This window comes from Phenylobacterium sp. (genome assembly GCF_030646615.1).
Lineage (GTDB): Bacteria > Pseudomonadota > Alphaproteobacteria > Caulobacterales > Caulobacteraceae > Phenylobacterium.
The window spans coordinates 1-26,268 of record NZ_JAUSLG010000006.1 but is presented as its reverse complement, the minus strand read 5'-3'; the positions used below and the strand labels follow the sequence as shown (position 1 = coordinate 26,268).

Genomic DNA, 26,268 nt, shown 5'->3' with positions numbered 1-26,268 from the left:
CGGTTTCCATCGACCCGCGCTTGCGGCGGCGACGCTTCTCAGTGGCGCAGACCTGGTCATAGAGCAGGACCGTGGTGCCCGGCGTGTCGCGCAGCATCTTCTGCACGGCGATCAGCTCAGACCGCGGCCTCACCTCGACGCCCGGCGCCAGGTCGGTGACGTGAGCGTAGCGGCTGGGATCGTCGGCGACGATGACGGTCTTGGCGATACCTTCCGAGGCCAGCTGGCGGGTGATCTGGGCCGGGGTGAATCCGCTCTCGGCCTGCTGGCCGCCGGTCATGGCCACGGCGTCGTTGAACAGCAGCTTGTAGGTGATGTGCGACTTGGCGGCGATCGAGGCGCGGACCGCGAGCGAGCCGGAGTGATTGTAGGTCCCGTCCCCCAGATTGGCGAAGACGTGGTCCTCGGTGGTGAAGGGCGCCGAGCCCACCCAGGTCAGGCCCTCGCCGCCCATGTGGCTGTTCAGGTCAGTCTGGGGATCGGAGAAGCTGGCCATGTAGTGACAGCCGATGCCGGCCAGCGCCCGCGATCCCTCGGGAAGTCGCGTCGAGGTGTTGTGCGGGCAGCCCGAGCAGAAGAACGGTTTGCGCTGCTGTTCGGCGGCCAGGGTCACCGCGGCCATGGAGGCCGCCGACACCCGGCTCAGATAGTCGTGCACCCGGTCCATGTGCGGCCCGGGCGGCAGGCGGTCGGCGATGGCCAGCGCCACCTCGGCCACCGAAAGCGCGCCCAGGTCCGACAGCAGCGGATGGCCCCGCTCGTCGGTCTTGCCGATGATCCTCGGCCGCGCCTGGGCCGGCAGGTCATAGAGGGCGGCGCGGGCCTGACCCTCGATCAGGGGGCGCTTGTGCTCAATGACCATCAGGGTCTCGAGGCCGGCGGCGAAGGCCCGCAGGCCCGTGGGCTCCAGGGGCCAGGGCATGCCGACCTTGTAGATCGACACGCCGAGATCGGCCGCCTCACCCGAGCTGACGCCCATGGCGGCGAAGGCTTCGATCACGTCCTTATAGGCCTGGCCCTGGCAGACGATGCCCAGGCGCGGCCGCGGCGAGGCCAGCGTCACCCGGTCGATGCGGTTGGCCCGCGCAAACGCCAGGGCGGCGGGGAGCTTGTAGCTCCGCAGCCGCCGCTCCTTGTCCATCGGCTGATCCTTCAGCCGGATGCCGAGGCCGTCGGCGGGAAGCTTGAACCCGGGCGGCGTCACGAAGCGGTGGCGGTCCAGGGAGACATCGATGGTCATCCCGGAATCCATGGTGTCGGCGAGCGCGATCAGCCCGACCCACAGGCCGGAGTAACGCGACAGGGCGTAGGCCATCAGGCCGTAGTCCAGCACCTCCTGCACATCGGCCGGCGACAGGACCGGCATCTCGAAGTCCTGGAAGGCGAATTCCGACTGGGATGGCAGGGTGGAGGACTTGCAGTTGTGGTCGTCGCCGGCCACGGCCACCACGCCGCCCTTCCCCCAGGTCCCGGCGAAGTTGGCGTGCTTGAAGACGTCGCCGGTGCGGTCCACGCCGGGCGCCTTGCCGTACCACATGCCGAAGACGCCATCGTACAGGGCCCCCGGGAAGAGATTGGCCTGCTGGCTGCCCCAGACGGCGGTGGCCGCCAGGTCCTCGTTCAGCCCCTCCTTGAACACCACCTGGGCGGCGTCCAGGTGCTTGGACGCCCGGTGGGCCTGCTGGTCGAGGCCGCCCAGCGGCGAGCCGCGATAGCCGGACAGGAAGCCCGCCGTATTGAGGCCCGCGGCCTCATCCAGCCGTCGCTGGTCCATCAGAACCCGCAGCAGGGCCTGGACCCCGGTGATGAAAACTCGACCCTCGTTGAGCAGAAACTTGTCGTCGAGCGTCACATCTGAGTGCCGCATCGCAATATCTTTCCCTTTTGGGCTCCCTATAGGCTTGCAAGATCATATAAGAACGCCGCAATTGCTTACCTAAGGCGTGCCCCTGACATCCGGTTCCAGGGCACGAACCGGGCGCATATGCGGAAAATTGGGGAGAAAAGCGTGTCCGAGACCCTCGACGCCGTCGATGCCAAGATCCTCGACCTGATCCAGCACGACGCCGGCCTGTCCGTGGCCGAGATCGCCGAGCGGGTCGGCCTGTCCTCCAGCCCCTGCTGGCGCCGCATCAAGCGACTGGAGGACGCCGGCGTCATCCAGCGGCGGGTGACCATCCTGGATCGCGAACGCCTGGGCCTGAACTTCGAGGTCTATTGCACCGTCAAGCTGTCCCTGCCGACCCGGGACAATCTCGACGCCTTCGAGCAGGCCATCACCAAGCTGCACGAGGTGGTCCAGTGCGCCACCGTCACCGGCTCGGCGGACTACGAGCTGCGCATCGTCACCCGCGACATGCACGCCTTCGACAACTTCCTCCGCGACCAGATCCTGTCGCTGGGCCTCGTCTCCAATATCGAGAGCCGCATCGTCATCCGGGCGGTCAAGAACACCACCGCCGCCCCGCTGGGCCTCATCAGCCCCTATGTGAGCGCGCACGGCTAACCCGCCGAGCGCAGAGCGCTCAACCTCTAGAATCTAGCGAGGCGATCGCAGCTCGCTCAGAAAGTCCTGGTGGCTGGGAATGTCAGACTCGGCGAGTCCCACGGCCAAGACCTCCGCCTCGCTGATCAATTGCTCGACTTCCTCGCTGAAGCCGGCGCCCAGGCGCCGCAGGGCCAGGGCTCGCGCCCGCACCAGCAGCAGGGCCGCCTGGGGGTGACGGGCCGAGAGCCGCTCGGCCCAGGCCGGGAGGTCGTTCCAGGACCCGCGGAGTTCAGACCGCCGCTTCAGGATCAGGGCGGCGGCCTCCCGGTGGGCGGGCCAGTCCATCAGGAAGGCCACGGCCCGCATCAGGTCTCCGTGGGCGGCGGCGATCTCGAAGGCCCGGTCGAGGGCCACCACATCCTCGAAGTCCGCCAGCTTGGCCAGCAGGGTCCGCAGCGCCTCTGGCGACAGGGTGCGTTCGAACAGCCGCCACCGCGCCGCATCGGCGGCGCCTGAATCCCCCTCGGCCTCCAGCACGGCGATCTCGGCGGCGTACCAGGTCTCGCCCTGCGGTTCGGGGCCGGCGGCCTTGCCCTTGGCCGGACGCGCCTGCGGGTGCGAGGCCCTCGCCGCCTCCAAGGCCTCGCGCGCCGGCCCCGCCCGGCCATCCTGGGCCAAGCGCCGGGCGATTTCGGCGGCGGTGTCCGGCTTCTTTCGGTCGGCGTCCGACAGGGAGAGGATCCAGGCGTCCAGATCGCCCGCCCGGTCGGCCAGCCGTCGCACCACGAGCGCCAGGCGGCCCGTGGGCTGGGGCTTGCCCGCGGTCAGGTCGACCAGCAGGCGGCGGGCCAGGGCTGGGCTGAGGCCTTCGGCGCCGCGGCCGACCCAGGCCGCCCATTCAGACAGCCGGGTGGCCAGCGCCTCGCCGAGGATGGGCCCGGCGATCTCCGGCCCCAGCCGCGAGGCCAGGGCCGCCAGGTCGCTCGAGGCGGAGTCAAAGATGAGCGCCAGCTCGCCCTTGGGGTCCTGCACCCGCCGGGTGAGGCCGGGATAGAGATCGAACCAGGCTGCCAGCCGATCCAGAGCCAGACTGGGCTCCAGGCCGGCCAGCCGCGCGACGATCATGCCGTGCAGCGTCTTCAGCTCGGTGAGCAGCTCCGGCCGTTTGCGCCAGGAGACCCGCGTCCGACTGACCTCCAGGGCCGTGAGGCGCTTGTCCAGTTCGAAGGCCAGGTCGGCCGCCCCGACCTCGGCCGCCAGCTCCAGGCGCAGGCGGCGCTTCAGGGCCGGCCCCGCCGTCTCCATCAGCAATTCGGCCAGCCGGTCAGCCCCCAGGGACGCCAGATTGGCCTGCGAGAGCACCTTCTTCCCGCTCGTGGCGCGACGCACCATCAGCGGTCAACCCAGCCGGCGGAAGCGGACCCGGTCCCCGGGCTGGGCCGGGAATATGGTCTGTCGGCGCTTCAGGTCGTGCCGCAGCGGATCGTATTTTCCCATGCGCCTAGAACGCGCGAAAGCTGCGCGGTTGCAAGGGCGGTGGCGCGACGGGCGCACAGCCCATCCCAGCCCTCGCCTGCGCCAGATCGGGAATTCAGCTCCGGGCCGCTACCCCCTCCAGAAACCGCGCGACCTCGCGGTCTCCCCGCAGCCGGACCAGCGGCGTCGTCGGCGCCAGGCGGGTGATGGCCGCCTCCAGCCGCGGGCGGTTCTTGCGGTCGAAGTTCCAGATGTATTTCAGGAATTCGAGGTCAATCCTTTCCGGACAGTCCGGCGCCAGGTCGGGGCGGGTCTGGCCCCGATACCGCAACGCCCGCCAGATCACCCGCCAGAGCCGCAGGGCCAGGGGCTGCTCGATCCAGAGGATCAGGTCGGCCTGGGGCAGGCGCAGGTCGAAGGTCTTGGAACTGTAGATTCCGTCGGTGATCCACCGGCCGCCGGCCAGGGCCTCGGTGACCCGCTGGCGGAAGACCACCGGATCGGATTCCCGCCAGCCCGGCTCCCAGAACAGGGCGTCCAGGTGCACCACCGGCAGACCGGTCTTTGCGCCCATCCGGCGCGCCAGGGTCGACTTGCCCGTGCCTGAACAGCCCAGGATCACCACCCGCTCCATGACCGCCCCCCGCGATGCGCAAAGGATACCGCTTAGCCATGTGACCAGACGACTCCATGACGCGCCAGCGTACGTCACCTCAACAGCGATGCAGAGCTGTCGTCATGCTTTCACACGTCGCGCTTAGCGACACATGGGGGGACAGGATGGACACAGACAACGGCCCAACCCGCGATGCGCTGGAAGCGCTCATCGGTGACAGGATCGTGTCGTGGGCGCGGCTGGAGCCTTGGTCTGTGATGCGCGGCCAACTGGAGCAGGCGCACGACTCGGTGATCGTGAAATGGCGACGCGGCGGCGCGGTGCGGAGCGATCGGCGCCAGATCCTTGTGGAGCATGCGGGCCTCACCTTCCTGCAGGACATCGGCGTGGCGAGCGGGCCACGGCTGCTGGCCAGCGACCTGGCCGCCGGAGTGTTGGTCTTGGAGGACCTGGCGCCCCGCCGCCCCCTGGACCGGCAGATCCGCGAGGCTGGCGTGGCGGGCGCCTGGCCGGGGCTTGCCGCCTTCGCCCGGGCGACCGGCGAGCTGGCCGCCCTCACCACCGGGCGGGGTGCGGCGTTCGGAGCCTGTCTCATCCGCAGCGGCGCATCCCCGATCGATCAACGGATCGCCGAGGCACAGGCGACCCTGGCGATGATGCGGCGGCTGGAAGCCCTTGGCCTGCCCCTCGGGGGTCTCGTGGAGAGCGACGTAGAGACGGCGTTCGCCATCCTGCAGGCGCCCGGCCCTTTCCAGGCGTTTTCCAACGGGGACTGCGAAGCCAACAATTTCCTGAGCCTGGGCGGCGAGGGTCGGCTGATCGACTTCGAGGCGGCGGAGTTCCGGCACGCCCTGGTCGATGCAGCCGCCATTCATGTGCCGGGGCCGGCCTGGCTGACCGTGGCGGGGCCGTCCCAGCGGGCGGAGCTTGAACAGATCTATCGGACAGCGCTGGCGACCGGCGTGACGGCGGCGGACGACGACGGCGTATTTGGTCTCGGCATGGCCGCGGCCTGCCTGACCCGCGCCGGCGAGCGGCTCAGCCGGTTTCCCCGCCTGGATGACCGGCCAAGGGGCGAGCCCAGCCGGCTGCAGATGGTCTCGGCCCTGGAGGCTGCGGCCGAGGCCGCCTCGCGCCATCGGCGCCTGCCGCACCTGGCCGGCTGGGCGCGGCGGGCCGGCGCCTGGCTTCGTCTACGCTGGCCTGACGCCGATCAGGACCTTGGCCAATTAGGCGCCTACACGCCCCGGTCCCGGGCCTAGAGCGGCCGCATGGGCGGGGGCAGGTCGGGGCGTTCGCGGATGGGTTCTCCGGGGCCGAAGGCCGTACAGCGGTCGTTGAAGCCTCGGGTTCCGAACACCTCCACGCAGGCGCGGACCTCGCCCGCCACGATGCGGCCCTGCTGCCGGAGCCAGGCGCATTGGGCGGCCGATCCGATCAGGTAGGAGGCCACCGGGCTGTCGCCCTCTCCCCGGCGGGGGATGGCGCGCTCGCCCAGCCGGGTGTCGGTGAAGGCGGGCGTGAAGACGAAGGGCGAGATCGAGATGGTGTGGGCGATCTCATGGGCCAGGGTGTTGATGGCGCAGGACCGGCGGACGGGGTCATCGGCGCTCCAGTCGGCCAGCACCTCGGGCGGCAGGTGGATCTCGCCGTCCTGGCTGACATAGCCGAGGCCGCCGCCGGCGGCGTAGTGGCTCCGGGACTCAGCCCTGGTCGGGTCCATCATGATCAACCGGACCGGCAGGTAGCGCCCCCGGCCCGTCAGGCCGTCCAGGACGACCTCGGCGGATCGCTCTCCCCGGCCGCGGGACACATAGATCGGCTGGTCGCCGGCGACCTCTTTCAGCGCCGCAGCGAATTCCGGCGTGCGCAGGATGGCATAGGCGGCGCGCGCCGCCTCCAGGAGCTGGGCCTGGTGAACCGGGGCGAGACGGGGGTCGGCTCTAAGATCCGAGCCATCGTTCTGGCCCGTGATCTCCCGATAGAGGGACAGCCCGCCCACCAGGATGGCCAAGGCCGCGACCACCCAGAGCAGCCAGGGCGGCCGGTAGGTCTCGCGTTGAGGCTCCAAGCCCATCCTCCAACTGCCCTTGGCGCCGAGACGTTCTATAGTCCTGGGCGACCATGGCCAAACGGGAGACGACCATGACGATTGAACGGGTGATCCAACAGCGCCGGAAGGATCTGGGCGGCTTCGAGGTGGGCCGTGTCCTGCCCTATGGGCCACGCCGGATGGTCGGCCCCTTCATCTTCTTCGACCATATGGGGCCGGCCCAGTTCGACCCTGGCTTTCCAGCCAATGTGGACGTCCGACCCCACCCGCATATCGGGCTGTCGACCCTGTCCTATCTCTTCGACGGCCAGATCACCCACCGCGACAGCGTGGGCGCGATCCAGGAGATCAAGCCTGGCGAGGTCAACTGGATGACGGCCGGCAAGGGGATCACCCACTCCGAGCGGTTCGAGCATCTGCGCCATGAGGGCGGCCGGATGGACGGCATCCAGGCCTGGATCGCCCTGCCGGAGGCCGATGAGGAGACCGACCCGGACTTCGTCCACTTCGGCGCCGATGATCTGGTCCGCCACCAAGAGCCTGGCCTCAGCGCGGTCCTGATCGCCGGGGCGGCGTTCGGCGCTCAGTCCAAGGTCCCCGTCCACTCGCCGCTCTTCTATGTGCACTGGACCCTGCAGCCGGGCGCCCGGGCGCAGCTGCCGGCCGAGTATCCGGAGCGGGCGGCCTATGTGGCGCGCGGCCAGGTGGAGGTGGACGGTCATACCTATAGCGAAGGTCAGATGCTGGTGTTCGAGCCGGGTCAGCCGGTGCTGTTCACCGGGGTCACCGAGGCCATCGTCATGCTGCTGGGCGGCGAGCCGGTGGGCCAACGGTTCATCGAGTGGAACTTCGTCTCGTCGTCCAAGGACCGGATCGAGCAGGCCAAGGCAGACTGGCGGGCCGGCCGCATGAAGCTGCCCGACGCCGACGACCAGGAGTTCATCCCCCTGCCCGGCGATCCGCCGCCGGAAGCCAACCCGATGTCCTGAACGAAAAAGGGCCTGGGCGTCGCGCGCCCAGGCCCTGATTTTCGCCCGTCAGCCCGAGCGATCAGGCCGCGGTGAGGCGCCAGCCGCCCCCGGCCTCGCGGCAGGCGGTGTAGCGCTCGGTGGTGCTCTGGCCCATGCGGGGCTGGATGGTCTGCTGGACCAGCTTGCAGTTGGCGTTGGCGTAGCCGCCGCCGCTGGCGGCGGGCTGCACCACCCATTCGGCCACATAGCCGGTGATATAGCCGTTCTGTTCCACCAGCAGCCAACGGTCGCCCGCCACCCGGCCGGCGACGTTGAAGGTCTGGCCCCCGCGCAGTTGTCCGACCACCGCGCCGTTGGCGCTGGGGCTGCCGCGAAGATTAACCGTGCTGGACGTGGTGAACTGGGCGTTGGTCGGCTCGAACGAGGTGCGCAGGGGCTGCACGCGACCGCCGAAGCGCAGATTGGCCGCCGAGGTCGCCTGACCATAGGACACGCCGCCGCCACCGCCGCCGCCGACATTGGCGTTGATGATGTCGACCCGGCCTGTGGTCCCGGTGGTGGGATCATTCCAGGTCTGGCTGCGATCGGTGTTCAGCGCCGTTTCGACGGCGTTGACGACCCGCTGCTGCTCGCTGACCTGCATGCGGCAACCGACCCAGGAGCCGGCCGCGGCGCCGAGGCCCGCGCCCAGAACGGCGCCCAGGGCGCGTTCGTTCTTGCTGACCTGGCTGCCCAGCAGGGCGCCGGCGACGCCGCCGAGCAAAGCGCCGGTTTCCTGGCGCTGGCCGCTGGCCTCACAGGCGAAGAAGTTGCCGAGCGGCGTGCCCGAGGCGGTCTGGGCTGCGGCCAGGGACGGCGCGCCGGTAAGGGCCACAACGGCGGCCATGGAAAGAAGAATGGGGCGCATGAGAATCTCCTCAGCTGTTCGAAGGCATCCTAACGCGCCACGGTGACGTTTGCTCCCCACGCCGTCTCATTCTTGACCAGATATGAGATTCATTCTCATTATCGGTAACCCCAGGCGAGATCGCTCGCGCCGATCAAGGGAGAGGGTCGATGATGCTGCGCATGGCTGGCGAAGCGATGCTGGTTCGCATGATGCAATTGGACCGCACGGGCGGCGGGCGCCCGCCGCCGCAAACCTCGTTCCCGAAGCCGGCCCCTAATCCGTCGCCAGGGCCTTGCGCGTCTGCTCCCAGTACTGCGCCCCGGTGATCAGGGTCACCACCGCAGCCAGCCAGAACAGCGCGTGGGCCGCCAGGGTGACGGGGCCCAGCAGTTCCGGGGTCTGAGGCAGGCCAAAGGCGCCCCATGAGGCGACCAACAGCTCGGCCCCCAGGGCCGTCAGCTGCAGGGCCGTCTTCCACTTGGCCAACATCGTCACCGGCAGCTTCACCCCCTTGCCGGCGCCCACCTCGCGCAGGGCGCTGACCGTGAACTCGCGGAACAGGATCAGCCCGGCCGGCAGCAGCACCAGCGGCTGCGGGCCCAGGGCCATCAGGCCCAGCACCGCCCCGCAGACCAGCACCTTGTCGCCGATCGGGTCGAGGATCGCCCCCCAGACGCTGACCGCATCCATCTTCCGCGCCAGCCAGCCGTCGAACCAGTCGGTGGTGGCGGCGATGACGAAGGCGATGAAGGCCCACCGCTGCAGGGCGAACTGCTGCTCGATGGTCAGCTGTTCGCTGAGCCACGGAGTTCCGCCGGCCGCCGTGGCCAGGGCCACGAACATGTACAGGGCCAGGACCAGGCGCAGGGCGGTCAGGATATTGGGCAGGGATTTCATCGGAGCCTCAGGGCCTTGCGATCAGGTGAGTTCGACGGCCTTGGTGCGCTTGTCGAAGATGCAGATGCGCTTGTCGTCGCCCTCGCGCAGCACGGCGATCCCATAGGATTCCGAGCCGAAGGGATGAACGATGACCTCGGGCGCGCGCATGCCCTGGCTCTGGGCCTGGGCCAGGCACTTGGCGCGAACCTCGGTCCGGAAGTCAGCCCAGGCGTCGGGTGAGCTGGCGCCGGCCGCAACCGGGACGGCGAGCATGGCGGTGGCGAGGATCAGGCGAAGCAGCATGCGATATCTCCGTAGTCTGGCCGACCATAACGCACGGGCCGGACTTTCGGGGTCTATTTGCGGAACCGGTCGTGGATCCGCCGCGCCAGGGCCAGGCTGACCCCGTCCACCTTGGCCAGGTCGTCCACCGAGGCCCGCGACACCCCCTTGGCCGAGCCGAAGGCGTGCAGCAGGGCCCGCTTGCGCCCGGGCCCGACCCCGTCGATCTCGTCCAGCGGGTTCTTCTTCATGTCGATCGCCCGGCGAACCCGGTGGCTGCCGATGGCGAACCGGTGCGCCTCGTCGCGCAGACGCTGGAGGTAGTAAAGCACCGGCGACTTGGGCTCGAGCATGAAGGGGGTGCGCCCGATCATGAAGAACCGCTCCAGGCCGGCGTCGCGGTCCGGCCCCTTGGCCACGCCGACCACGGCGATGTCGTCCACGCCCAGGTCGGCCATGATCTCCTGGGCGGCGGCCAGTTGCCCCGCGCCGCCATCGATCAGCACCAGGTCGGGGCGCGGGGCGGCCTCGCCGGCCTCCTCATCCTTTACCATGCGGGCGAAGCGGCGGCGCAGCACCTCGCGCATCATGCCGTAGTCGTCACCGGGGGTGAGGTCGGTCCCCTTGATGTTGAACTTGCGATACTGGTTCTTGAGGAAGCCCTCGGGCCCGGCGACGATCATGCCGCCGACGGCGTTGGTCCCCATGATGTGGCTGTTGTCATAGACCTCGATCCGCTCGGGCGGGGCGTCCAGGCCGAAGGCCTCGCAGACCCCGAGCAGCAGCTTGGACTGGGCCGAGCTCTCGGCCATGCGCCGGCCCAGGGCCTCCCGGGCGTTGGTCAGGGCGTGCTCGACCAGCTGGCGCTTTTCCCCGCGCAGGGGCTTGAGGATCTCCACCTTGCGGCCGGCCTTCAGGGCGAAGGCTTCGCAGAGGAGGTCCCGGTCGGCCGGCTCCACATTGGTCAGGATCAGCTTGGGGATCGGCTTGTCCTCATAGAACTGACCGAGGAAGGCGGCCATGACATCGGCCTCCTCGTCGCTCTTGTCGACCCGGGGGAAATAGGCGCGGTTGCCCCAGTTCTGGCCGCCGCGGAAGAAGAAGACCTGGACGCAGGCCTGACCGCCTTCCCCATGCAGGGCGATGATGTCGCCCTCCTCCAGGCTCTCGGGGTTGATCTGCTGTTCCTGGGCGACGGAGGCCAACGCTCGGATGCGGTCGCGCAGGCGGGCGGCCCGCTCGAACTCCATCTCGTCCGACGCGGCCTGCATCTCCCCCGAGAGCTTGGCCATCACCGCCCGGCTCTTGCCCCGCAGGAAGGCCTCGGCCTCGTCCACCAGGGCGCCGTAGTCCTCCAGCGAGACCAGGCCCGTGCAGGGGGCGGCGCAGCGCTTGATCTGGTGCAGCATGCAGGGGCGCGCACGGGTCTCATAGACGCTGTCGGAACAGGACCGGAGCAGGAAGGCCTTCTGCAGGGTGTTGAGCGTCCGGTTTACCGCCCAGGCGCTGGCGAAGGGTCCGAAATAGTCCCCCTTGATGGTGTGGGCGCCGCGGTGCTTGCGCAGCTGCGGCGCGTCATGGTCCCGGCGGATGACGATCTCGGGAAAGCTCTTGTCGTCCCGCAGCAGGACGTTGAACCGGGGCTTCAGCTGCTTGATCAGATTGATCTCGAGCAGCAGGGCGTCGGTCTCGGTGCGGGTGGTGACGAACTCCATCGACCGGGTCAGATCGACCATCAGGGCGATGCGCTGGGTGTGAAAACGACCCTGGGCGTACTGGGTCACGCGCTTCTTGAGCGAGCGCGCCTTGCCCACATAGAGCACCTCGCCGTCGTCGCCGACCATGCGATAGACGCCGGGCGCGTCCGGGAGGCGCTTGACGTGGTCCTTGATGAGGGCGCCGCCAATGAGCGGCGCGGCGTGGGGTGCAACCATCAGGCCGATATAGGCGACTCCAGGCGACAGACCCAGAGGCGCGGCGTTTACACGCGGAGGAGATTGTTGATGTCCCGCGACCGGCCCGTTATGGGCCGACACGCGCCTGTGGATCGCTTCCCCGGTGAGAGCGTTACCGGAAAACACGGGGGTAGCTTTGCCGCAGATCGACTTCAGGACGCTGTTCGAAACCTTGCCGAGCCCCCACATGGTGCTCGATCGCGAACTGCGTTTCGTCGAAGCCAATCTCGCCTATCAGCGGGTCACCGAACGCGCCCGCGACGAACTGATCGGCCGCAACATCTTCGATCTGTTCCCCAATCCCGGTGATGGCGGCCGTCAGTTGCGCGAGTCCTTCCAGAAGGTTCTGGACACCGGACAGTCCGACACCCTGGCGCTCATTCCCTACGCCATTCCCCTCCCTGTCTCGCGGGGTGGGGGATTTGAGATGCGCTTCTGGTCGGCGGTTCATACCCCGCTGTTCGATCCGGCCGGAAACGTCGCCTATGTGCTCCAGAACACGGTGGACGTCACCGAGATCGAGCGCCTGAAGGACATCGCCTACGGTCCGCCCGGCGCGGTGGTGGAGACCCCCATCGAAAGCGCCACCCAGCTCTATCAGCGGGCGCAGGAGCTTCAGCAGACCAATCTGGTCCTGGTCGAGGAGACCAATCAGATTCGCAATCTGTTCATGCAGGCGCCGGGCTTCATGGCGGTGCTGATCGGGCCGGACTTCGTCTTCCGGCTGGTGAACAACGCCTATCAGAGCCTGATCGGCCGCCGCGCCGTGATCGGCCGCCCCCTGCTGGAGGCCCTGCCGGAGCTGGAGGGCCAGGTCTTCCAGGACATCCTCACCGAGGTGATGCGCACGGGCCAGCCCTATGTCGGTCAGGCCGCCAGCATCCTCCTGCAAAGGCAGGCCGACGGACCGCCGGAGGAGCGCTTCCTCGACTTCATCTACCAGCCCATTCTCGATGGCCGCGGGGTTCCCTGGGGGGTGTTCATCGAGGGCAGCGACGTCACCGCCCGGGTGCGGGCCGAGCGCCAGCAGAAGCTGCTGCTGGATGAGCTGAACCACCGAGTGAAGAACACCCTGGCCACCGTCCAGGCCATCGCCGCCCAGACCCTGCGGACCACGGCCAGCCCCGCTGATTTCCGTGAGGCTTTCGAGGCGCGCCTGCTGGCCTTGTCGACCACCCACGATCTGCTGACCCAGTCGGTCTGGCGCGGCGCGCCGCTGGACGAAGTGATCCTGATGGAGCTCCGCCCCCACGGCGCCGAGCGCTACAGGCTGGACGGCCCTAGGGTCGCCCTGTCACCGACCGAGACCTTGACCCTCGGCCTGGTGTTCCACGAGCTGGTCACCAACGCAGCCAAGTATGGGGCGCTGTCGACCACGGAAGGCTGTGTGCGGGTGGAGTGGACCGTGCGCGAGGAGGCCGGTAGCTCGCGCCTCAACCTCGAATGGAGCGAGCAGGGCGGCCCGCCCGTATCGGCCCCGCTCCGCCAGGGCTTTGGCTCTCGCCTGATCGAGCGCAGCCTGCAGGGTGACATCGACGGCGAGGCGCGTCTGGCCTTCGAAGAAAGCGGCCTCCGCTGCCACCTCCGACTGACCCTGAACGCCGAGACGATGGGCGCAGAGGTCGCCGCCTGAGGCCCCCTGCGTCTAGAGGCGGTAGCCGCCGGCCGTGAGCTTGGCGAACACCGTCTTGGTGATCTTCACATAGCCCTTGTCAGGATCCTTGAAGTACAGCGGCGTCTTGACCTTGCCGGGGTCGAAGCCCTGCTCCACCAGGTCCACCTTGCGCTGCTTGAAGGTGCCGGTGGTCTCCATGGCCGGCATCATCCGCAGGAACAGGGGCTGGGCGTAGCTGGGAAGTTCGCGGGCCACATGCTCGCCGAAGGCGGCCAGGTCGAATTCGGACTCCGTCACCAGGGCGGCCATGCCGGCGCGGCCATCGGCGCCCGGCGCCGCGACCCCATAGACATTGGCCTCCAGGACGCCCGGCGCCTCCTGAAGGCGGGCGGAGACCTCGTTGGTCGAGACGTTCTCGCCCTTCCAGCGGAAGGTGTCGCCGATCCGGTCGATGAAGTAGAAATAGCCCTCGGCGTCCTGGCGCAACAGGTCGCCAGTGCGGAACCAGGCGTCGCCCTTGGCGAAGACGTCCTTGAGCACCTTTTTCTCGCTGGCCGCCTTGTCGACATAGCCGGTGTATTCGGCCCGGGCGTCGCCGCCGATGCGGCCGACGCACTCGCCGATCTGGCCGGGGCCGCATTCGACACAGAAGCCGTCCGGACCCCGGATCGGGACCTCGTTCTCCACGTCGAACTGGACCAGGCGGAAGTTGAAGCGACTGCGCAGATAGCGCGGCACGCGGCCGATGGCCCCTTCCTTGCCGTCGAAGTTGAACATCGACACGTTCCCCTCCGTGGAGCCGTAGAACTCCAGGATGTCGGGGATGCGGAAGCGGCTCTTCATGACCGACCACACGTCGGGGCGCAGGCCATTGCCGAAGGCCAGGCGCAGCTTGTGGCGGGTCTCTTCCTGGGACTCCGGATGGTTCACCAGATAGCGGCAGAGCTCGCCGATATAGACGAACATGGTGCAGCCCTCGGCCACGATATCGGGCCAGAACTGGGTGGCCGAGAAGCGCTTCTTGAGCACCACCGACCCGCCGTTCAGCAAAGCCGCCCCCAGGGCGCAGAGACCGCCAGTGGCGTGATAGAGCGGCAGGGCCACATAGATCCGGTCCTTCGCCTCGGCCCCCGTGGAGCCGGCGAAACCCCGCATATAGAGCTGAGCGCGGACATGGGTGATCCGGGCGGCCTTCGGCAACCCCGTCGTCCCGCTGGTGTAGATGTAGAGACAGGTGTCGCGAGCGACCATGCCCTCGCGCACGCTGCGATCCGGCGGCAACTGGCTGCAGCTCTTCAGGGCCTGGATCAGGTCACGCTGCTCGCCGCGGGCCTCACCGAGGACCCATTGCTGGACGTGCGTCTCCAATCCGTCCCGCACGTCTTCGAACGCGCCCGAGGTCTCGGGGTCCACGATGCAGTGACTGGCCCCGGAAATGGTCAGGCAGTGGGCCAGAGCCGCGCCGGTCAGCTGGTTGTTGATCAGGGCGGTGATCACGCCGACCTTGGACAGGCCGTACCAGACGCAGAAATATTCCAGCCGGTTAGGCATGAAGAGCGCCACGGTCTGGCCGCGGCGCAGATTGATCCCCTTCGCCCAATGGGCGTAGCGATTGGCGATGCCATCCAGCTCGCCATAGGTGATGGTGCGCCCTTCGAAGGTCATGGCCGGGCGGTCACGCCACTTGTCCATCGCCTCCTGCAGGTCGTCACAGATCAGGTTCGGGGAGTCCGGGGCAATGGACTTCACCCGCCCAAGGGTTCGCCGGAGCTTGCGCAAAAACCGCCACTCGCGTCCCAGCCGGTCTTTCAAGCGCATAAACACCCTCCCACTACGCATACCTTGGCGTTGGGTTCCCCGGCGGGTCAAGCCGAAGCGGCCCTTCGCGCCCCCGGGGAGCGGCGGACCGCCCGCCGCCGCCGACTTTGGCGCCGGCGCCGAAATTCCGTCCAACCCGGTCTCTCCATCGTTCCTGAGAATCAGGACGCGGACTGCGGTCCGATGACGCAGGCCGGTCTCTGTAAGGATTGACTAAGAGCCCCGGGCGCAGGATCGCCAGACCGCAGAAGGTGGAGTGAGCAATGCTCAAGGCGCTGTTTTCGCAAGGCATGGCCGAATGGGGCACCGCCGGCCTCGTCTTCGTTTCGGGCGCCATGGCCGGCCGACTGATGGCCACCGGCATGAATGAAATTCAGGCCGCCGGCGCCCTGATCGCCATCTTCGGTTCGGTCACCGCGGCGGTCGCCGTGCGCATCTGGCCCGCGCCCGAGCGGGTGAAGGTCCGCTCCGACCGGGATTCCCACGACCGTTAGATCGACCGCAAGCCTCACCAGACTTGGTCGAACAGAGATATGTGATCTATATCGATGACCTACTCCAGTAAGCCGCCGGAGGATCTCGGAGAGTCATTGATGCGTCGCTTGAGCGGCCTTGGCCTGCTGCTTCCCACCGCCTTGCTGGCCCTGGCGGCCATGGCGGTCTTCGTCCTGAGCCTAGTCTTCTGGAGCCGAGGCGTCGACGAGAGCACCCGCCTGCGCGAGCAGGAACTGGTGCGCCAGGGCCTGGCCTCGGCCGTGGCCGAGGTGGAGGCCTCCATCGTCCCGGAGACCGTGTGGGACGAGGCGGTGCTGCATCTGGACCACCGCGGCGACCTGGCCTGGGCGGACGCCAACCTCAATGACTTCTACGCGCTGGGCTTCGATTTCAGCCGCCTTCTGGTCATCGATGGCGAGGATCAACCCATCTATCACCGCCAGGACCGCGACCGGGCCGATCCGGGCACGGGGCCGGTCGCGGTGTTTTCCGCCCTGGTGTCCCAGGTCCGCGCCGCCGAGGCCCGTCGTGGGCCCTGGCGCCCGCTCCCGGTCGGCCATCCCGACCCGATCCAGGCCAGCGGCTTCGTCGCCATAGACGGCCGCATACGCCTGGCCACAGCCAGCCTGTTTCAGCCCGACCAGGGCGGCGTCCAGCCGCTCGGCGACCGGGCGCCGATCCTGCTGACCCTGCTGCCCATTGAGCAGGTCTCGATCGAGGTGCTGCAGGACCGCTATCTGCTGGGTGATCTCCGAACCGGCCTGGGCGCCGTCTCGACCGCTCCGGATGACGCCCAGCTCAGCATCGACGTCCTGGACGCCGACGCGCCGCTGGTGCTGGCCTGGACGCCCCAGAAGCCGGGGGCCGCCCTGCTGCGGCGGTCCTTCCTGCCGGTCCTCGCCGTCCTGCTGGCCTTCGGCGCCGTGGCCGCGGTGATGGTCACCCGCGCGCGACGGTCCTGGCGCCAGCAGATGGCCGCCCAGCGGACCCAGGCCGAATTTCTGGCCAATATGAGCCACGAGATTCGGACGCCGCTGAACGGCGTGGTCGCCGTGGCCTCGGCCCTGGAGCGCACCACCCTGACCCGGGTTCAGCGGGACATGGTGCAGATCATTCGCAGCTCGGGTCTCAGCCTGGAGCGGTTGCTGTCGGACCTCCTGGATGTCTCGCGCATGGAGGCCGGCACGGTCGAGATCACGGCCGAGCCCTTCCATCTGGCTGAGGCCGTCCGCATGCTTGAGACTCTTCTGGCGCCGCGGGCGACGGAGAAGGGCCTGGCCCTGGTCCTGGAGATCGATCCCCGGGCCGAAACCCTGGTCCTGGGCGATCCCCTGCGGCTGAAGCAGGTGCTGGCCAATCTGGTGGTCAACGCCGTGAAGTTCACCCCCGCGGGTCAGGTGCGTTTGCGCCTCAGTCCCCTGGACGAGGCCCGCTGGCGCTTCACGGTCGAAGACAGCGGCATGGGCTTTGACCCGGCCGGCAAGGCCGACCTCTTCAAGCGCTTCACCCAGGCCGACGCGACCATCAGCCGACGCTTCGGCGGCATGGGCCTGGGCCTGGCCATCAGCCGGCAACTGGTGGAGCTGATGGGCGGCGAAATCGACGCTGACAGCGCGGGGCCGGGGCGCGGCGCCGTCTTCTGGGTCGACCTGCCCCTCCCCCCGGCCGGGGCGCAAGCTGAACAGCCTGAGGCCCTTCAGCCCGCCGAGCGACCCTTGCGGATTCTGGTGGCCGATGACCACCCGATCAACCGGCAGGTGGTCGAGGTGCTGCTGGCCGAGTTCGACGTCGAGCTGGTGCTGGCCGAGAATGGCCTGGAGGCCTGCGAGGCCTTTGAGGCGGCGCCCTTCGACATTGTGCTGATGGACATGCAGATGCCGGTGATGGACGGCCTGACCGCCATCCGCAAAATCCGCGCCCGCGAGACCGACGCCGCGCGGGGCCGCACGCCCATCGTCATGCTGACCGCCAACACTCTGCCCGAACACCGGGCCGCCAGTCTGGAGGCCGGGGCCGACCTGCACATGCCCAAGCCGATTGAGGCCGAGCGCCTGATCGCCGTGCTGCAGAGCGTGGTCGAGAGCCACAACGTCAACGCCGCCTGAGGGCGCTGGCCAAGACTGTCGCCGGTTGACGTGCGACGATTTGGGTAATGGTTTCAACGTGCTTAACAGGCGCCTATGGCCTAGGCGATCTCTGAACAAGAGACTGGATCGGCAGTCGAGGGACCTATCGCCCGCATCAGCGCCCCTCTCGCACAGGATTTTACGGTCGGCTCCACCTGAAATAGCGCTTTGGGCTGGCGCCCTTGGAGCGGAGTCGCCACAGGGTCTATGTTCTGCTTTTGTTCGGTCGGAGGTGACCTATGGCAGATGGAACTTTTGCATCCGACGCGCTGGAGACAGACCCGTTTCTTTCAGAGGTGAAACAATCCGGCTTCGCCCTTTGGGCGACATGCGAGGCGGCCAATTGCCGCGGCGTGGCGAGAATCGACCTGGCTCCCTGGCTGGCTCAACGCCTTGGGAACCGCCGCCTGAGCCAGTTAGAAACGCGTCTAAGATGCAACTGTGGCGCGCGTAGCGCTCAACTTGGGACCGTTGCGCCGGGTCCCGGAGTCCCTAGGGTCAACATCTACCCATTTTCGTAGAACACCATTCTTGCAACTCATGCGTTAGCCACGCTAGGCGAGTGGTGGGGCGATTGGACAACCTCTCAGGTTTGAAACCAACGCCTCAATTGGCTGGCCCATCGCGCTTGATGGCGCGTCTGACAAAGGAGAACGGCTTGACTGAGTCCTCGATCAAGACCCCCGACCCGATGGATATCGCGCTCGGCGCGGCCGTGCGTATCCGCCGACGGACCATCAGCATGTCCCAGGAGGCCCTGGCCGAGCAATGTGGCGTCAGCTTCCAGCAGATCCAGAAGTACGAGAACGGCGCCAACCGCATCTCCTTCTCCCGACTGGTGCAGATCGCCCGCGCCCTGCGTTGCCGGGTCACCGACCTGCTGGACGTGCTGGACACTCCCGACGAGGAACCCAGCGTTGATCTCGACCTGCTGTCGCGGCTTCGCACCCCCGGCGCGCTTGAGCTCCTGACCGCCTATGAGCAACTGCCGGCCGATGCGCGGACCTCGCTGGTCAACTTCCTGCGCATCCTGACGCCGGCCAACGTCCAGGGGGACGGACAGGTGACGAGGAACCGCGAACCCGCTTAAGTCCCTCCCGGCTGAAGAGGGTCCGTCGTTGATGTCGTCCATTGAGAGCCTGAGCTGGGCCTTCCTGTCCGAAGCGCCAGAGCATCGGGATTTGCGCGTGCTGGAGGCGCATTTTCTCCGCACGCTCGAAATCTTCGGATTCGATCGCTACTGCTGCACGCGACTGTCGGGCCTGCGGATGGCTGATGTCCCGACGATTGTTTCTCGGCACGGCTTCATCGACTGGGACCAGCGCTATTGGCGCGAGCGCTATATCGAGCAGGACCCCTGCTCGGACTGGATTTCCGCCAATCGCACCGGCTTCACCTGGACCGACGTGCGCGAAGCCGCGCCGGCCGCGGCGGCGGGCATGTGGCAGGACGCCCTCGCCGAGGGCCTCGCCAACGCCTTTGTCGTCCAGATGCCAGGTCCGATCGGCGAGAAGATCGTCCTGCGGATGGCCAGCCCCACGTCGCGGTTCGACCTGGCCCATCGGCCGCTGCTGGAAAGCGTCGGGGTGGTCTTCGCCACCCTGGCCGTGCGTCTCCACGAAATGGCCGGCGATCGCCCTGGGCCGGGTCTGCTGAGCACCCGTGAAGCCGAATGCCTGGAGTGGGTGGCGCTGGGCAAGAGCGACTGGGAGATCGGGGCCATTCTCGACATCTCACCCAAGACCGTGAACCACCATGTGGAGCGGGCCAAGCGCAAGCTGGACGTCTCCACCCGCATGCAGGCGGTGACCGCAGCCCTGCGCCAGGGCCTGATCCGCCCGGTCATAGGGTGATCACCCCATAGGGTCGCGGGAGACAGGCGCGCAGCATCAGGGCGGACCTTCCTCCCTGGAGCTTCGCCGTGATCCATATCGTGACCTCTAAGAACCGCCACCTCTACGCCCGCCAGTTGCAGGAGATGCACCAGCTTCGCCGCCTCCACTTCATCGAGGAGAATGGCTGGACCGATCTCAAAGTGGTCGATGGGGGCGAAGTCGATCAGTTCGACGACGACCTGGCCGTCTATCTGCTGGGGCTTGGCCCCGACGACGAGATCGAGGTCGGCCTGCGGGTGCGCTCGACCCTCGACGGCTGCATTCTCACCGACGCCTTTCCCCACATGATCGCCCAGGGCGCGCCGGAGCTAAAAGGCGCCGAGGCCTGGGAAATGAGCCGCATCTTCTCAACCCACGCCTATCGCAAGAACCGCCGCGGCGGGCGTCGGGTGGCCGAGGCCTTCCTGGCGGCCATGGAGGTGGCCTTCGCCCACGGGGCGCGCCGCCTGGTGGGGATGGTGGACATGCGCCTCTATCCGCTGGCCTCCAACATCGCCTGGGATCTGAAGCTGACCGGCCTGCCGGCCCCCTACGCCTTCGGCGTGATGGCCGGGGTCTATGCGCCCATCGGCGCCTCGGAAATCGCCCGTCTGCGCGAAAGCCTCGGCGGCCTCAGCGCCGCTGGCTACGAGGTCGAGGACGAGGACATCGCCCTATGCGGCGACTTCCAAGGCATTGAAAACCAATTCCGCCGGGCGAACGCGGCTGTGCGGCCGATGGTCGAGATGGACGAAGGGCCGCACGCCATCGCCGAGGCCGCAGCCCTCTATGCCTATTTCGACGGCCGCCGGGCGGCTCAGTCGGAAAAGACGCGAACCGACGCCTGACCCTCGACCTGGTCGTCTCGGAGTGAGAGGGCGCGGCGGCCTCCGCCGCGCCCGACCCTATGCGCCGTCCGATCGCATTCTAATCGGCGGCCAGGACGTGATCCACCAGCGCGATGGCGTCCGCGCCGCCCCAGTCCGCCCCGCCCGATAGCCTGGCCCGCTCGACCCCATCCGCGCCATAGATCACCGTGGTGGGCATGCCCGGCGCCGGCGGCACCAGGTCGAAGGCGAGCTTCATGTTCGGATCGCTGTAGAATTCCAGCGGCGCGTGCTGGGCGATGAAGGCCCTCGCCCGATCCACATCGTCGGGGCGGTCGATGCTGACGGCGAGCACGCGGACGGGCTGGCCCTCATAGTGGGCGGCCAAGGCGGCGAGAGTCGGCATCTCGGCCACGCAAGGGGGGCACCAGGTGGCCCACAGGTTCAGCACCACCACCTCGCCCTGAAAAGCGTTGAGACGCAGGGGCTGACCTTCGGGATCATAGATGGTGGTCACCGGGGCGGGGCGCGGTTCGGCCGGGGTCTGCAGGGCGGCCATCTCGCCCTTGGCGAAGGCGCGCAGGCCGCGGTTCGCATCGGGATTGGTGGAAGCCTGAACGATGATGTAGACCACCGCCGCGACGCCGAAGGCGGCGACGCCCCAGAGGGCCCAGCGGAACAGGCTGGGTCCGGGTCTCGCCTCTGATTGACCGTTCATATGACCGACAACGCCTCCAAGATTCCGCAGCATGACGTCCATATGGCGAAAGGCGAGGCCTCCGGCCAGGGCCAGGCCATGTGGGGCGGCCGCTTTTCGGCCAAGCCCGCCGACCTGATGCAGGCGATCAATGTCTCTATCGGTTTCGACAAACGCCTGGCGCCCCAGGACTTGGCCGGCTCGCGAGCCCATGCCGCCATGCTGCGCGCCCAGGGGGTGATCTCCAGCGACGACGAGGCGGCCATCCAGGGGGGCCTTTCCCGGATCGAGGCGGAGATCGCCGAGGGGACCTTCCCGTTCCGCGACGAATACGAAGACATCCACATGAATGTGGAGGCCCGCCTGCGCGAGCTGATCGGGCCGGCGGCCGGGCGGCTGCACACGGCGCGCTCGCGTAACGACCAGGTGGCCCTGGACTTCCGCATGTGGGTTCGCGAGGCCTGCCATCGCACCGCCGACCAGCTCCAGGCCCTACAGCGGGCCCTGGTCGCCCAGGCCGAGGCCCACGCCGACACCCTGATGCCGGGCTTCACCCACCTGCAGCCGGCCCAGCCGGTGACCTTCGGCCACCATCTGATGGCCTATGTGGAGATGTTCGGCCGCGACGCCTCGCGCTTCACCGATGCGGCGGTCCGCATGAACGAATGCCCCTTGGGCGCCGCAGCCCTGGCCGGCTCGCCCTTCCCCATCGACCGTCACGCGACGGCCAAGGCCCTGGGGTTTGCGCGGCCCACGGCCAATTCCCTCGACAGCGTGTCGTCCCGCGACTTCGCGCTCGAGGCCCTGGCGGCCGGCGCCATCTGCGCCACGCACCTGTCGCGCCTGGCCGAGGAGATCGTGATCTGGATGACGCCGCAGTTTGGCTTCATCGCCCTGTCGGACGCCTTCACCACCGGCTCGTCCATCATGCCGCAGAAGAAGAACCCCGACGCCGCCGAACTGGTCCGGGCCAAGGCCGGCCGCATGCTGGCGGCCTTCACCCAACTGGCCGTGGTGATGAAGGGCCTGCCGCTGGCCTATTCCAAGGACATGCAGGAGGACAAGGTCCCGACCTTCGAGGCCTTCGACGTGCTCGACCTGTCGCTCGGCGCCATGACCGGCATGGTCGCCGACCTGACACCGAATGCTGCGCGCATGGCCGCCGCGGCCGGGGCCGGCTTCTCGACGGCCACGGATCTCGCCGACTGGCTGGTGCGGACCCTCGACATGCCCTTCCGCGACGCCCACCACATCACCGGCGCGGCGGTGAAGCGGGCCGAGCAGTTGGCCTGCGATCTGGCCGATCTGCCCCTGGACGAGATGAAGGCCCTGGACCCGCGCATCGGCTCCGGCGTTTATGAGGTTCTGACACCGGCCGCATCCGTGGCCAGCCGCAAAAGCTATGGCGGCGCCGCCCCCGACCAGGTTCGCGCCCAGGTCGCCCGCTGGAAGGACTTGCTGAAATGAACCTCCGCGCCCCGCTGCTCATGGCCCTGGCCAGCGCGCTCGTCCTGACCGCCTGCGGCAAGGCCGGCGGTCTTGATCGTCCGCCGCCCCTGTGGGGCGACCCGGCCACCGGCGAGATCGTCGCGCCGCGTCCGTCGGCCAGCAAGCCGGTGGACACGGTCGATCCGCGCACCCGCGCCACCAATCCCGCCCCGCCGCGAACCCTGCCCATCGAAGGCACCGCCTCCAGCCCCACCTCGTCCTCGCCCCAGGGCGCCCTGCCCGACCCCTACGCCAATCCCCGATGAATCATTTCGATCTGCGGGAGGGCGAGCTCTTCTGCGAGGACGTGGCCCTGGCCGACATCGCCCAGGCGGTCGGCACGCCGGTCTATGTCTATTCCACCGCCACCTTCGAGCGGCACTACACGGTCCTGCGCGACGCGCTGCAGGCCGAAGGCGTGCGCGATCCGCTGATCGCCTTTGCGGTGAAGGCCAACTCCAACCTGGCCGTGCTCAAGACCCTGGCGCGGCTCGGCGCCGGCGCCGACACCGTGTCCGAGGGCGAGATCCGTCGCGCCCTGGCCGCCGGCGTGCCGCCGGAGCGCATCGTCTTCTCCGGCGTCGGCAAGACGCGGGCCGAGATCGCCTTCGCCCTGGACACCAGGGTCAGCGAGATCAATGTCGAGTCCGAGCCGGAGATGATCGCCATCGCCCAGGTGGCCGAGGGGCTGGGGCGGCGCGCCACCATCGCCTTTCGGGTCAATCCTGACGTCGCGGCCGGCGGCCACGCCAAGATCGCCACCGGCAAGTCGGAGAACAAGTTTGGCGTCTCCTTCGCCGAGGCTGAGCGGCTCTACGCCCAGGCCTCCAACAACGCCTGGCTGAACCCCGTGGGCGTGGCCTGCCATATCGGCAGCCAGATCACGGACCTCGCACCCATGGCCGAGGCCTTCGCCAAGATGGCGGGCCTGGTCGGTCGCCTGAAGGGCGAGGGCCTGTCGGTGGAGCGCCTGGACCTGGGCGGCGGATTGGGCGTGCCCTATTTCAACCAGCCGGAACCGCCTTCCCCGGCCGACTACGCCAAGGTGGTGGCCCAAGCCACCCGCGGCCTGGACGTGGCGCTGGCCTTCGAGCCCGGCCGGGTGATCGCGGCCAACGCCGGGGTGCTGCTGGCGCAGGTGGTGCACGTCCACGAGCGGCCTGAGGGCCGGCGCTTCCTGGTGCTGGACGCGGCCATGAACGACCTGCTGCGGCCGGCCATGTACGACGCCTATCACGACATCCGCGCCGTCCGTCCCCGGGTGGGGGAAACCAAGCCCTATGACGTGGTCGGACCCGTCTGCGAGACCGGCGACACCTTCACCCGCGACCGGTCCCTGCCCACCTTCGAGACCGGCGACCTGGTGGCCTTCATGAGCGCCGGCGCCTATGGCGCCTCCATGGCCAGCGAGTACAACAGCCGCCCCCTGGTTCCCGAGGTGCTGGTCAAGGGCGCCGACTTCGCCGTCGTCCGGCCGAGACCCTCCTACGAGGAGATGCTCGCCCGGGAGGCTTCAGCGCCCTGGCTTTGAGGGGGTCTGTCCAGACCTGCGTCGGCGTGACGCATCTAGTGTTGGCATCTGTCACAGACCTTAATTATGGTCGGCCCATGTCCAAGCTTCGCATCCTGGCGGTCTCCGCCACGCTCGCCCTGGCTACCGCCTGCGCCCCGACCATGGGGCCGCCGCCTCCGCCGCCGGGGGTTTCGCCCGCCTCGCCCACCGTCTTCCGACCGGAGGACTTCTCGTGGTCGGCGGTTCCGGGACGCAACACGATCGATGGCCGGCTGACCTATCGCCAGGGGGCCGCGCGCTTCACCTGCTCGGGCGCCGGCGTGGTCCTGACGCCGGAGACGCCCTGGACCCGGCGGCGGATGAGCATCCTCTATTCCTCGCCGGACGCCGCCGCCCTGCCGGCCGACGAGGTCCGCGCCCGGACGCCCTCGGCGCCCAATGATGACTATTCCTCCTTCGTGCGGCGCACCACCTGCGACGCGGCGGACCGCTTCAGCTTCTCCAACCTGCCCGATGGGGCCTGGTTCGTGATCACCGTGGCCCGCCCCCTGGCCGGCGGCGAGAGCGTGGCCATCATGCGCCGGGTTGTCACCCGCGGCGGCCGGGTCAGTCCCGTCGATCTCTAGATCTGCTGACGCAAGCGTGAGCCAATCCTTCGCCCGTCGCCGGAACCCGGCGGCGGGCGAAGTCTTTTCTGCCCATGGCTTCGCTTCCCAAGACCCAAGAGACCCTGCCGAAGACCCCGGCCGCCGCCCGCCCCACCATTTACGCCCTGGGCCTGGCGAGCCTGGCCATCGGCCTGATCAAGGCGGCCCGGCCCGTGGCCATCGCCGGCCGAACGGGGCTTGGTGAAGCCTCCATGGTCCGCACCCTGGGCTTGCGGGAAATGGCGGCCGGAGCAGGCCTGCTGCTGGATGGCGGCGACAAGCGCTGGCTGATCGCCCAGGGCCTGAATAGCGCAGGCCAGGTCGCCGTGCTGCTCAAGGCGCGCCCGGCGGACTCGCGCCAATGGCGGGGGCTGGCCCTCTTCTACGGCGTCATTCTGGGCCTGACCCTGGCTGACATCTATGCCGGCCAGCGCCTGCGACAGACCAAGGGATAACGAAAGACGCCCCTCCTGCTGGCAGGAAGGGCGTCAAGCTCGTCGCGCGGGCGGACCCGGTCAGTGAACCTGGGCGCGGCCGATTTCCAGGCCGTCCTCGCCGGCGCGCACCTCTATCACCGAGCCGTCCTCCAGATCGCCGGCCAGCAGCTTGCGGGCGATCGGATCGATCAGCGCCTTCTGGATCACCCGCTTGAGCGGCCGGGCGCCATAGACCGGGTCGTAGCCCTTGTCCCCCAGCCAGGTCATGGCCGAGGCGTTCAGCGACAGGGCCATGCGACGGTCGGCGAGCATCTTCTCCACCCGCTTGAGCCGGATGCCGACGATGTTGTCCATCTCCGCCCGGCCCAGCCGCTTGAAGAGGATGATCTCGTCGATCCGGTTCAGCAGTTCGGGGCGGAAATGGCTGCGCACCACGTCCATGACCATCGGCCGCACGGCCTCCACCGGCTCGCCCTCGGCCTGGGCGGCCAGGAATTCCGAGCCCATGTTCGAGGTCATGATGATCAGGGTGTTGCGGAAGTCGATGGTGCGGCCCTGGCCGTCGGTCAGCCGGCCGTCGTCCAGCACCTGAAGCAGGATGTTGAACACGTCCGGATGGGCCTTCTCGACCTCGTCGAACAGCACCACCTGGTAGGGCCGCCGGCGCACCGCCTCGGTCAGGGCGCCGCCCTCGTCGTAGCCGACATAGCCGGGGGGAGCCCCGATCATCCGGCTGACGCTGTGCTTTTCCATGTACTCGCTCATGTCGAGGCGGGTGACCGCCGCCTCGTCGTCGAACAGGTATTCGGCCAGGGCCTTGGTCAGCTCGGTCTTGCCGACGCCCGTGGGGCCGAGGAACAGGAAGGAGCCGGTGGGCCGGTTGGGGTCGCTGATGCCGGCCCGGGCCCGGCGGACGGCGTCAGAGACCGCAGTGACGGCCTTGGCCTGGCCGATGAGCCGCTCGCCCAGCACGTGCTCCATTTCCAGCATCTTCTGGCTCTCGCCCTGCTGCATGCGTCCGGCGGGGATGCCGGTCCAGGCGGAAATGACCTCGGCAATGTCGTCCGCGGTGACCTCTTCGGCCACCATGAGATCCTGCTTGGCCCCGCCCCCGGCCACCCG

The 26,268-nt window shown here is 68.5% G+C and carries 25 protein-coding genes; 14 read left to right on the top strand and 11 right to left on the bottom strand.

Going from position 1 to position 26,268, the window contains the following annotated elements:
* The coding region (locus Q7S93_RS00895; RefSeq protein WP_304711619.1) for an indolepyruvate ferredoxin oxidoreductase family protein at nt 1-1,867 on the bottom strand (1,867 nt) is incomplete at its 3' end.
* A 141-nt stretch (nt 1,868-2,008) separates the two neighbouring features.
* On the opposite strand from Q7S93_RS00895, the gene Q7S93_RS00890 reads away from it, so the two are divergent.
* A complete protein-coding gene (locus Q7S93_RS00890) occupies nt 2,009-2,506 on the top strand; it encodes an Lrp/AsnC family transcriptional regulator (protein ID WP_304711618.1) in 498 nt (165 codons plus the stop codon).
* A gap of 33 nt (nt 2,507-2,539) precedes the next feature.
* On the opposite strand, the gene Q7S93_RS00885 is transcribed toward Q7S93_RS00890, so the two are convergent.
* Both Q7S93_RS00885 and Q7S93_RS00880 read right to left on the bottom strand, forming a co-directional pair.
* Nucleotides 2,540-3,880, bottom strand: coding sequence for a DUF6880 family protein (locus Q7S93_RS00885; protein ID WP_304711617.1), 1,341 nt, complete (start codon nt 3,878-3,880; stop codon nt 2,540-2,542).
* 199 nt (nt 3,881-4,079) lie between these two features.
* Nucleotides 4,080-4,598 (bottom strand): hypothetical protein, encoded by a 519-nt coding sequence (locus Q7S93_RS00880; RefSeq protein WP_304711616.1) that lies wholly within the window; start codon nt 4,596-4,598, stop codon nt 4,080-4,082.
* A gap of 146 nt (nt 4,599-4,744) precedes the next feature.
* Here Q7S93_RS00880 and Q7S93_RS00875 point away from each other — a divergent pair, with 146 nt between their 5' ends.
* Nucleotides 4,745-5,842 (top strand): hypothetical protein, encoded by a 1,098-nt coding sequence (locus tag Q7S93_RS00875; RefSeq protein ID WP_304711615.1) that lies wholly within the window; start codon nt 4,745-4,747, stop codon nt 5,840-5,842.
* Here the strand turns inward: Q7S93_RS00875 and Q7S93_RS00870 are convergent.
* Nucleotides 5,839-6,651, bottom strand: a complete 813-nt coding sequence (locus Q7S93_RS00870) for a hypothetical protein (RefSeq protein ID WP_304711614.1) — start codon at nt 6,649-6,651, stop codon at nt 5,839-5,841. The two genes, Q7S93_RS00875 and Q7S93_RS00870, sit on opposite strands and share 4 nt — an antisense overlap.
* A gap of 74 nt (nt 6,652-6,725) precedes the next feature.
* On the opposite strand from Q7S93_RS00870, the gene Q7S93_RS00865 reads away from it, so the two are divergent.
* The gene (locus Q7S93_RS00865; protein WP_304711613.1) at nt 6,726-7,622 is read left to right on the top strand and encodes a pirin family protein; all 897 of its coding nucleotides are present in this window, start codon (nt 6,726-6,728) and stop codon (nt 7,620-7,622) included.
* A 61-nt stretch (nt 7,623-7,683) separates the two neighbouring features.
* On the opposite strand, the gene Q7S93_RS00860 is transcribed toward Q7S93_RS00865, so the two are convergent.
* The 4 genes from Q7S93_RS00860 to uvrC all read right to left on the bottom strand — a co-directional run bounded on the left by Q7S93_RS00860 (nt 7,684) and on the right by uvrC (nt 11,588).
* Nucleotides 7,684-8,511 carry an SH3 domain-containing protein gene (locus tag Q7S93_RS00860; protein ID WP_304711612.1) on the bottom strand — a complete coding sequence of 276 codons (828 nt, stop codon included), beginning with the start codon at nt 8,509-8,511 and terminating at the stop codon, nt 7,684-7,686.
* A 255-nt stretch (nt 8,512-8,766) separates the two neighbouring features.
* Complete coding sequence (gene pgsA, locus Q7S93_RS00855; protein ID WP_304711611.1) at nt 8,767-9,390, bottom strand: CDP-diacylglycerol--glycerol-3-phosphate 3-phosphatidyltransferase; 624 nt, start codon at nt 9,388-9,390, stop codon at nt 8,767-8,769.
* A gap of 21 nt (nt 9,391-9,411) precedes the next feature.
* The gene (locus Q7S93_RS00850; RefSeq protein WP_304711610.1) at nt 9,412-9,675 is read right to left on the bottom strand and encodes a hypothetical protein; all 264 of its coding nucleotides are present in this window, start codon (nt 9,673-9,675) and stop codon (nt 9,412-9,414) included.
* Between the two features lie 53 nt (nt 9,676-9,728).
* Nucleotides 9,729-11,588 carry an excinuclease ABC subunit UvrC gene (uvrC, locus tag Q7S93_RS00845; protein ID WP_304711609.1) on the bottom strand — a complete coding sequence of 620 codons (1,860 nt, stop codon included), beginning with the start codon at nt 11,586-11,588 and terminating at the stop codon, nt 9,729-9,731.
* 157 nt (nt 11,589-11,745) lie between these two features.
* Between uvrC and Q7S93_RS00840 the strand changes: the two genes are divergently transcribed.
* Nucleotides 11,746-13,242, top strand: coding sequence for a sensor histidine kinase (locus Q7S93_RS00840; protein WP_304711608.1), 1,497 nt, complete (start codon nt 11,746-11,748; stop codon nt 13,240-13,242).
* A gap of 12 nt (nt 13,243-13,254) precedes the next feature.
* Here the strand turns inward: Q7S93_RS00840 and Q7S93_RS00835 are convergent, their stop codons facing one another.
* Complete coding sequence (locus Q7S93_RS00835; RefSeq protein ID WP_304711607.1) at nt 13,255-15,042, bottom strand: long-chain-acyl-CoA synthetase; 1,788 nt, start codon at nt 15,040-15,042, stop codon at nt 13,255-13,257.
* 263 nt (nt 15,043-15,305) lie between these two features.
* Here Q7S93_RS00835 and Q7S93_RS00830 point away from each other — a divergent pair, with 263 nt between their 5' ends.
* The 5 genes from Q7S93_RS00830 (at nt 15,306) to Q7S93_RS00810 (ending at nt 20,385) form a co-directional block, all read left to right on the top strand.
* Entirely contained in the window at nt 15,306-15,536 is a 231-nt protein-coding gene (locus Q7S93_RS00830; RefSeq protein ID WP_304711606.1) for a hypothetical protein, read from the top strand.
* Between the two features lie 99 nt (nt 15,537-15,635).
* Nucleotides 15,636-17,642, top strand: coding sequence for a hybrid sensor histidine kinase/response regulator (locus Q7S93_RS00825; protein WP_304711605.1), 2,007 nt, complete (start codon nt 15,636-15,638; stop codon nt 17,640-17,642).
* Nucleotides 17,643-18,321: 679 nt separating this feature from the next.
* Nucleotides 18,322-18,753: a helix-turn-helix domain-containing protein gene (locus Q7S93_RS00820; RefSeq protein WP_304711604.1), complete on the top strand. Its 432-nt coding sequence runs from the start codon at nt 18,322-18,324 to the stop codon at nt 18,751-18,753.
* A 31-nt stretch (nt 18,754-18,784) separates the two neighbouring features.
* Nucleotides 18,785-19,516, top strand: coding sequence for a helix-turn-helix transcriptional regulator (locus Q7S93_RS00815; RefSeq protein ID WP_304711603.1), 732 nt, complete (start codon nt 18,785-18,787; stop codon nt 19,514-19,516).
* Between the two features lie 68 nt (nt 19,517-19,584).
* Nucleotides 19,585-20,385: an acyl-homoserine-lactone synthase gene (locus Q7S93_RS00810; RefSeq protein ID WP_304711602.1), complete on the top strand. Its 801-nt coding sequence runs from the start codon at nt 19,585-19,587 to the stop codon at nt 20,383-20,385.
* A 79-nt stretch (nt 20,386-20,464) separates the two neighbouring features.
* Here the strand turns inward: Q7S93_RS00810 and Q7S93_RS00805 are convergent, their stop codons facing one another.
* Nucleotides 20,465-21,082, bottom strand: coding sequence for a TlpA family protein disulfide reductase (locus Q7S93_RS00805; protein WP_304711601.1), 618 nt, complete (start codon nt 21,080-21,082; stop codon nt 20,465-20,467).
* Between Q7S93_RS00805 and argH the strand changes: the two genes are divergently transcribed.
* The 5 genes from argH to Q7S93_RS00780 all read left to right on the top strand — a co-directional run bounded on the left by argH (nt 21,083) and on the right by Q7S93_RS00780 (nt 25,164).
* Entirely contained in the window at nt 21,083-22,528 is a 1,446-nt protein-coding gene (gene argH, locus Q7S93_RS00800; RefSeq protein WP_370652035.1) for an argininosuccinate lyase, read from the top strand.
* A complete protein-coding gene (locus Q7S93_RS00795) occupies nt 22,525-22,815 on the top strand; it encodes a hypothetical protein (RefSeq protein WP_304711600.1) in 291 nt (96 codons plus the stop codon). The genes argH and Q7S93_RS00795 overlap by 4 nt, the downstream gene beginning before the upstream one ends.
* The gene (gene lysA, locus Q7S93_RS00790; protein WP_304711599.1) at nt 22,812-24,080 is read left to right on the top strand and encodes a diaminopimelate decarboxylase; all 1,269 of its coding nucleotides are present in this window, start codon (nt 22,812-22,814) and stop codon (nt 24,078-24,080) included. The genes Q7S93_RS00795 and lysA overlap by 4 nt, the downstream gene beginning before the upstream one ends.
* A gap of 77 nt (nt 24,081-24,157) precedes the next feature.
* On the top strand, nt 24,158-24,688 hold the full coding sequence (locus Q7S93_RS00785; protein WP_304711598.1) for a hypothetical protein: 531 nt from the start codon (nt 24,158-24,160) through the stop codon (nt 24,686-24,688).
* A gap of 74 nt (nt 24,689-24,762) precedes the next feature.
* Complete coding sequence (locus Q7S93_RS00780) at nt 24,763-25,164, top strand: hypothetical protein (protein WP_304711597.1); 402 nt, start codon at nt 24,763-24,765, stop codon at nt 25,162-25,164.
* A gap of 60 nt (nt 25,165-25,224) precedes the next feature.
* On the opposite strand, the gene Q7S93_RS00775 is transcribed toward Q7S93_RS00780, so the two are convergent.
* The coding region (locus Q7S93_RS00775) for an AAA family ATPase (RefSeq protein ID WP_304711596.1) at nt 25,225-26,268 on the bottom strand (1,044 nt) is incomplete at its 5' end.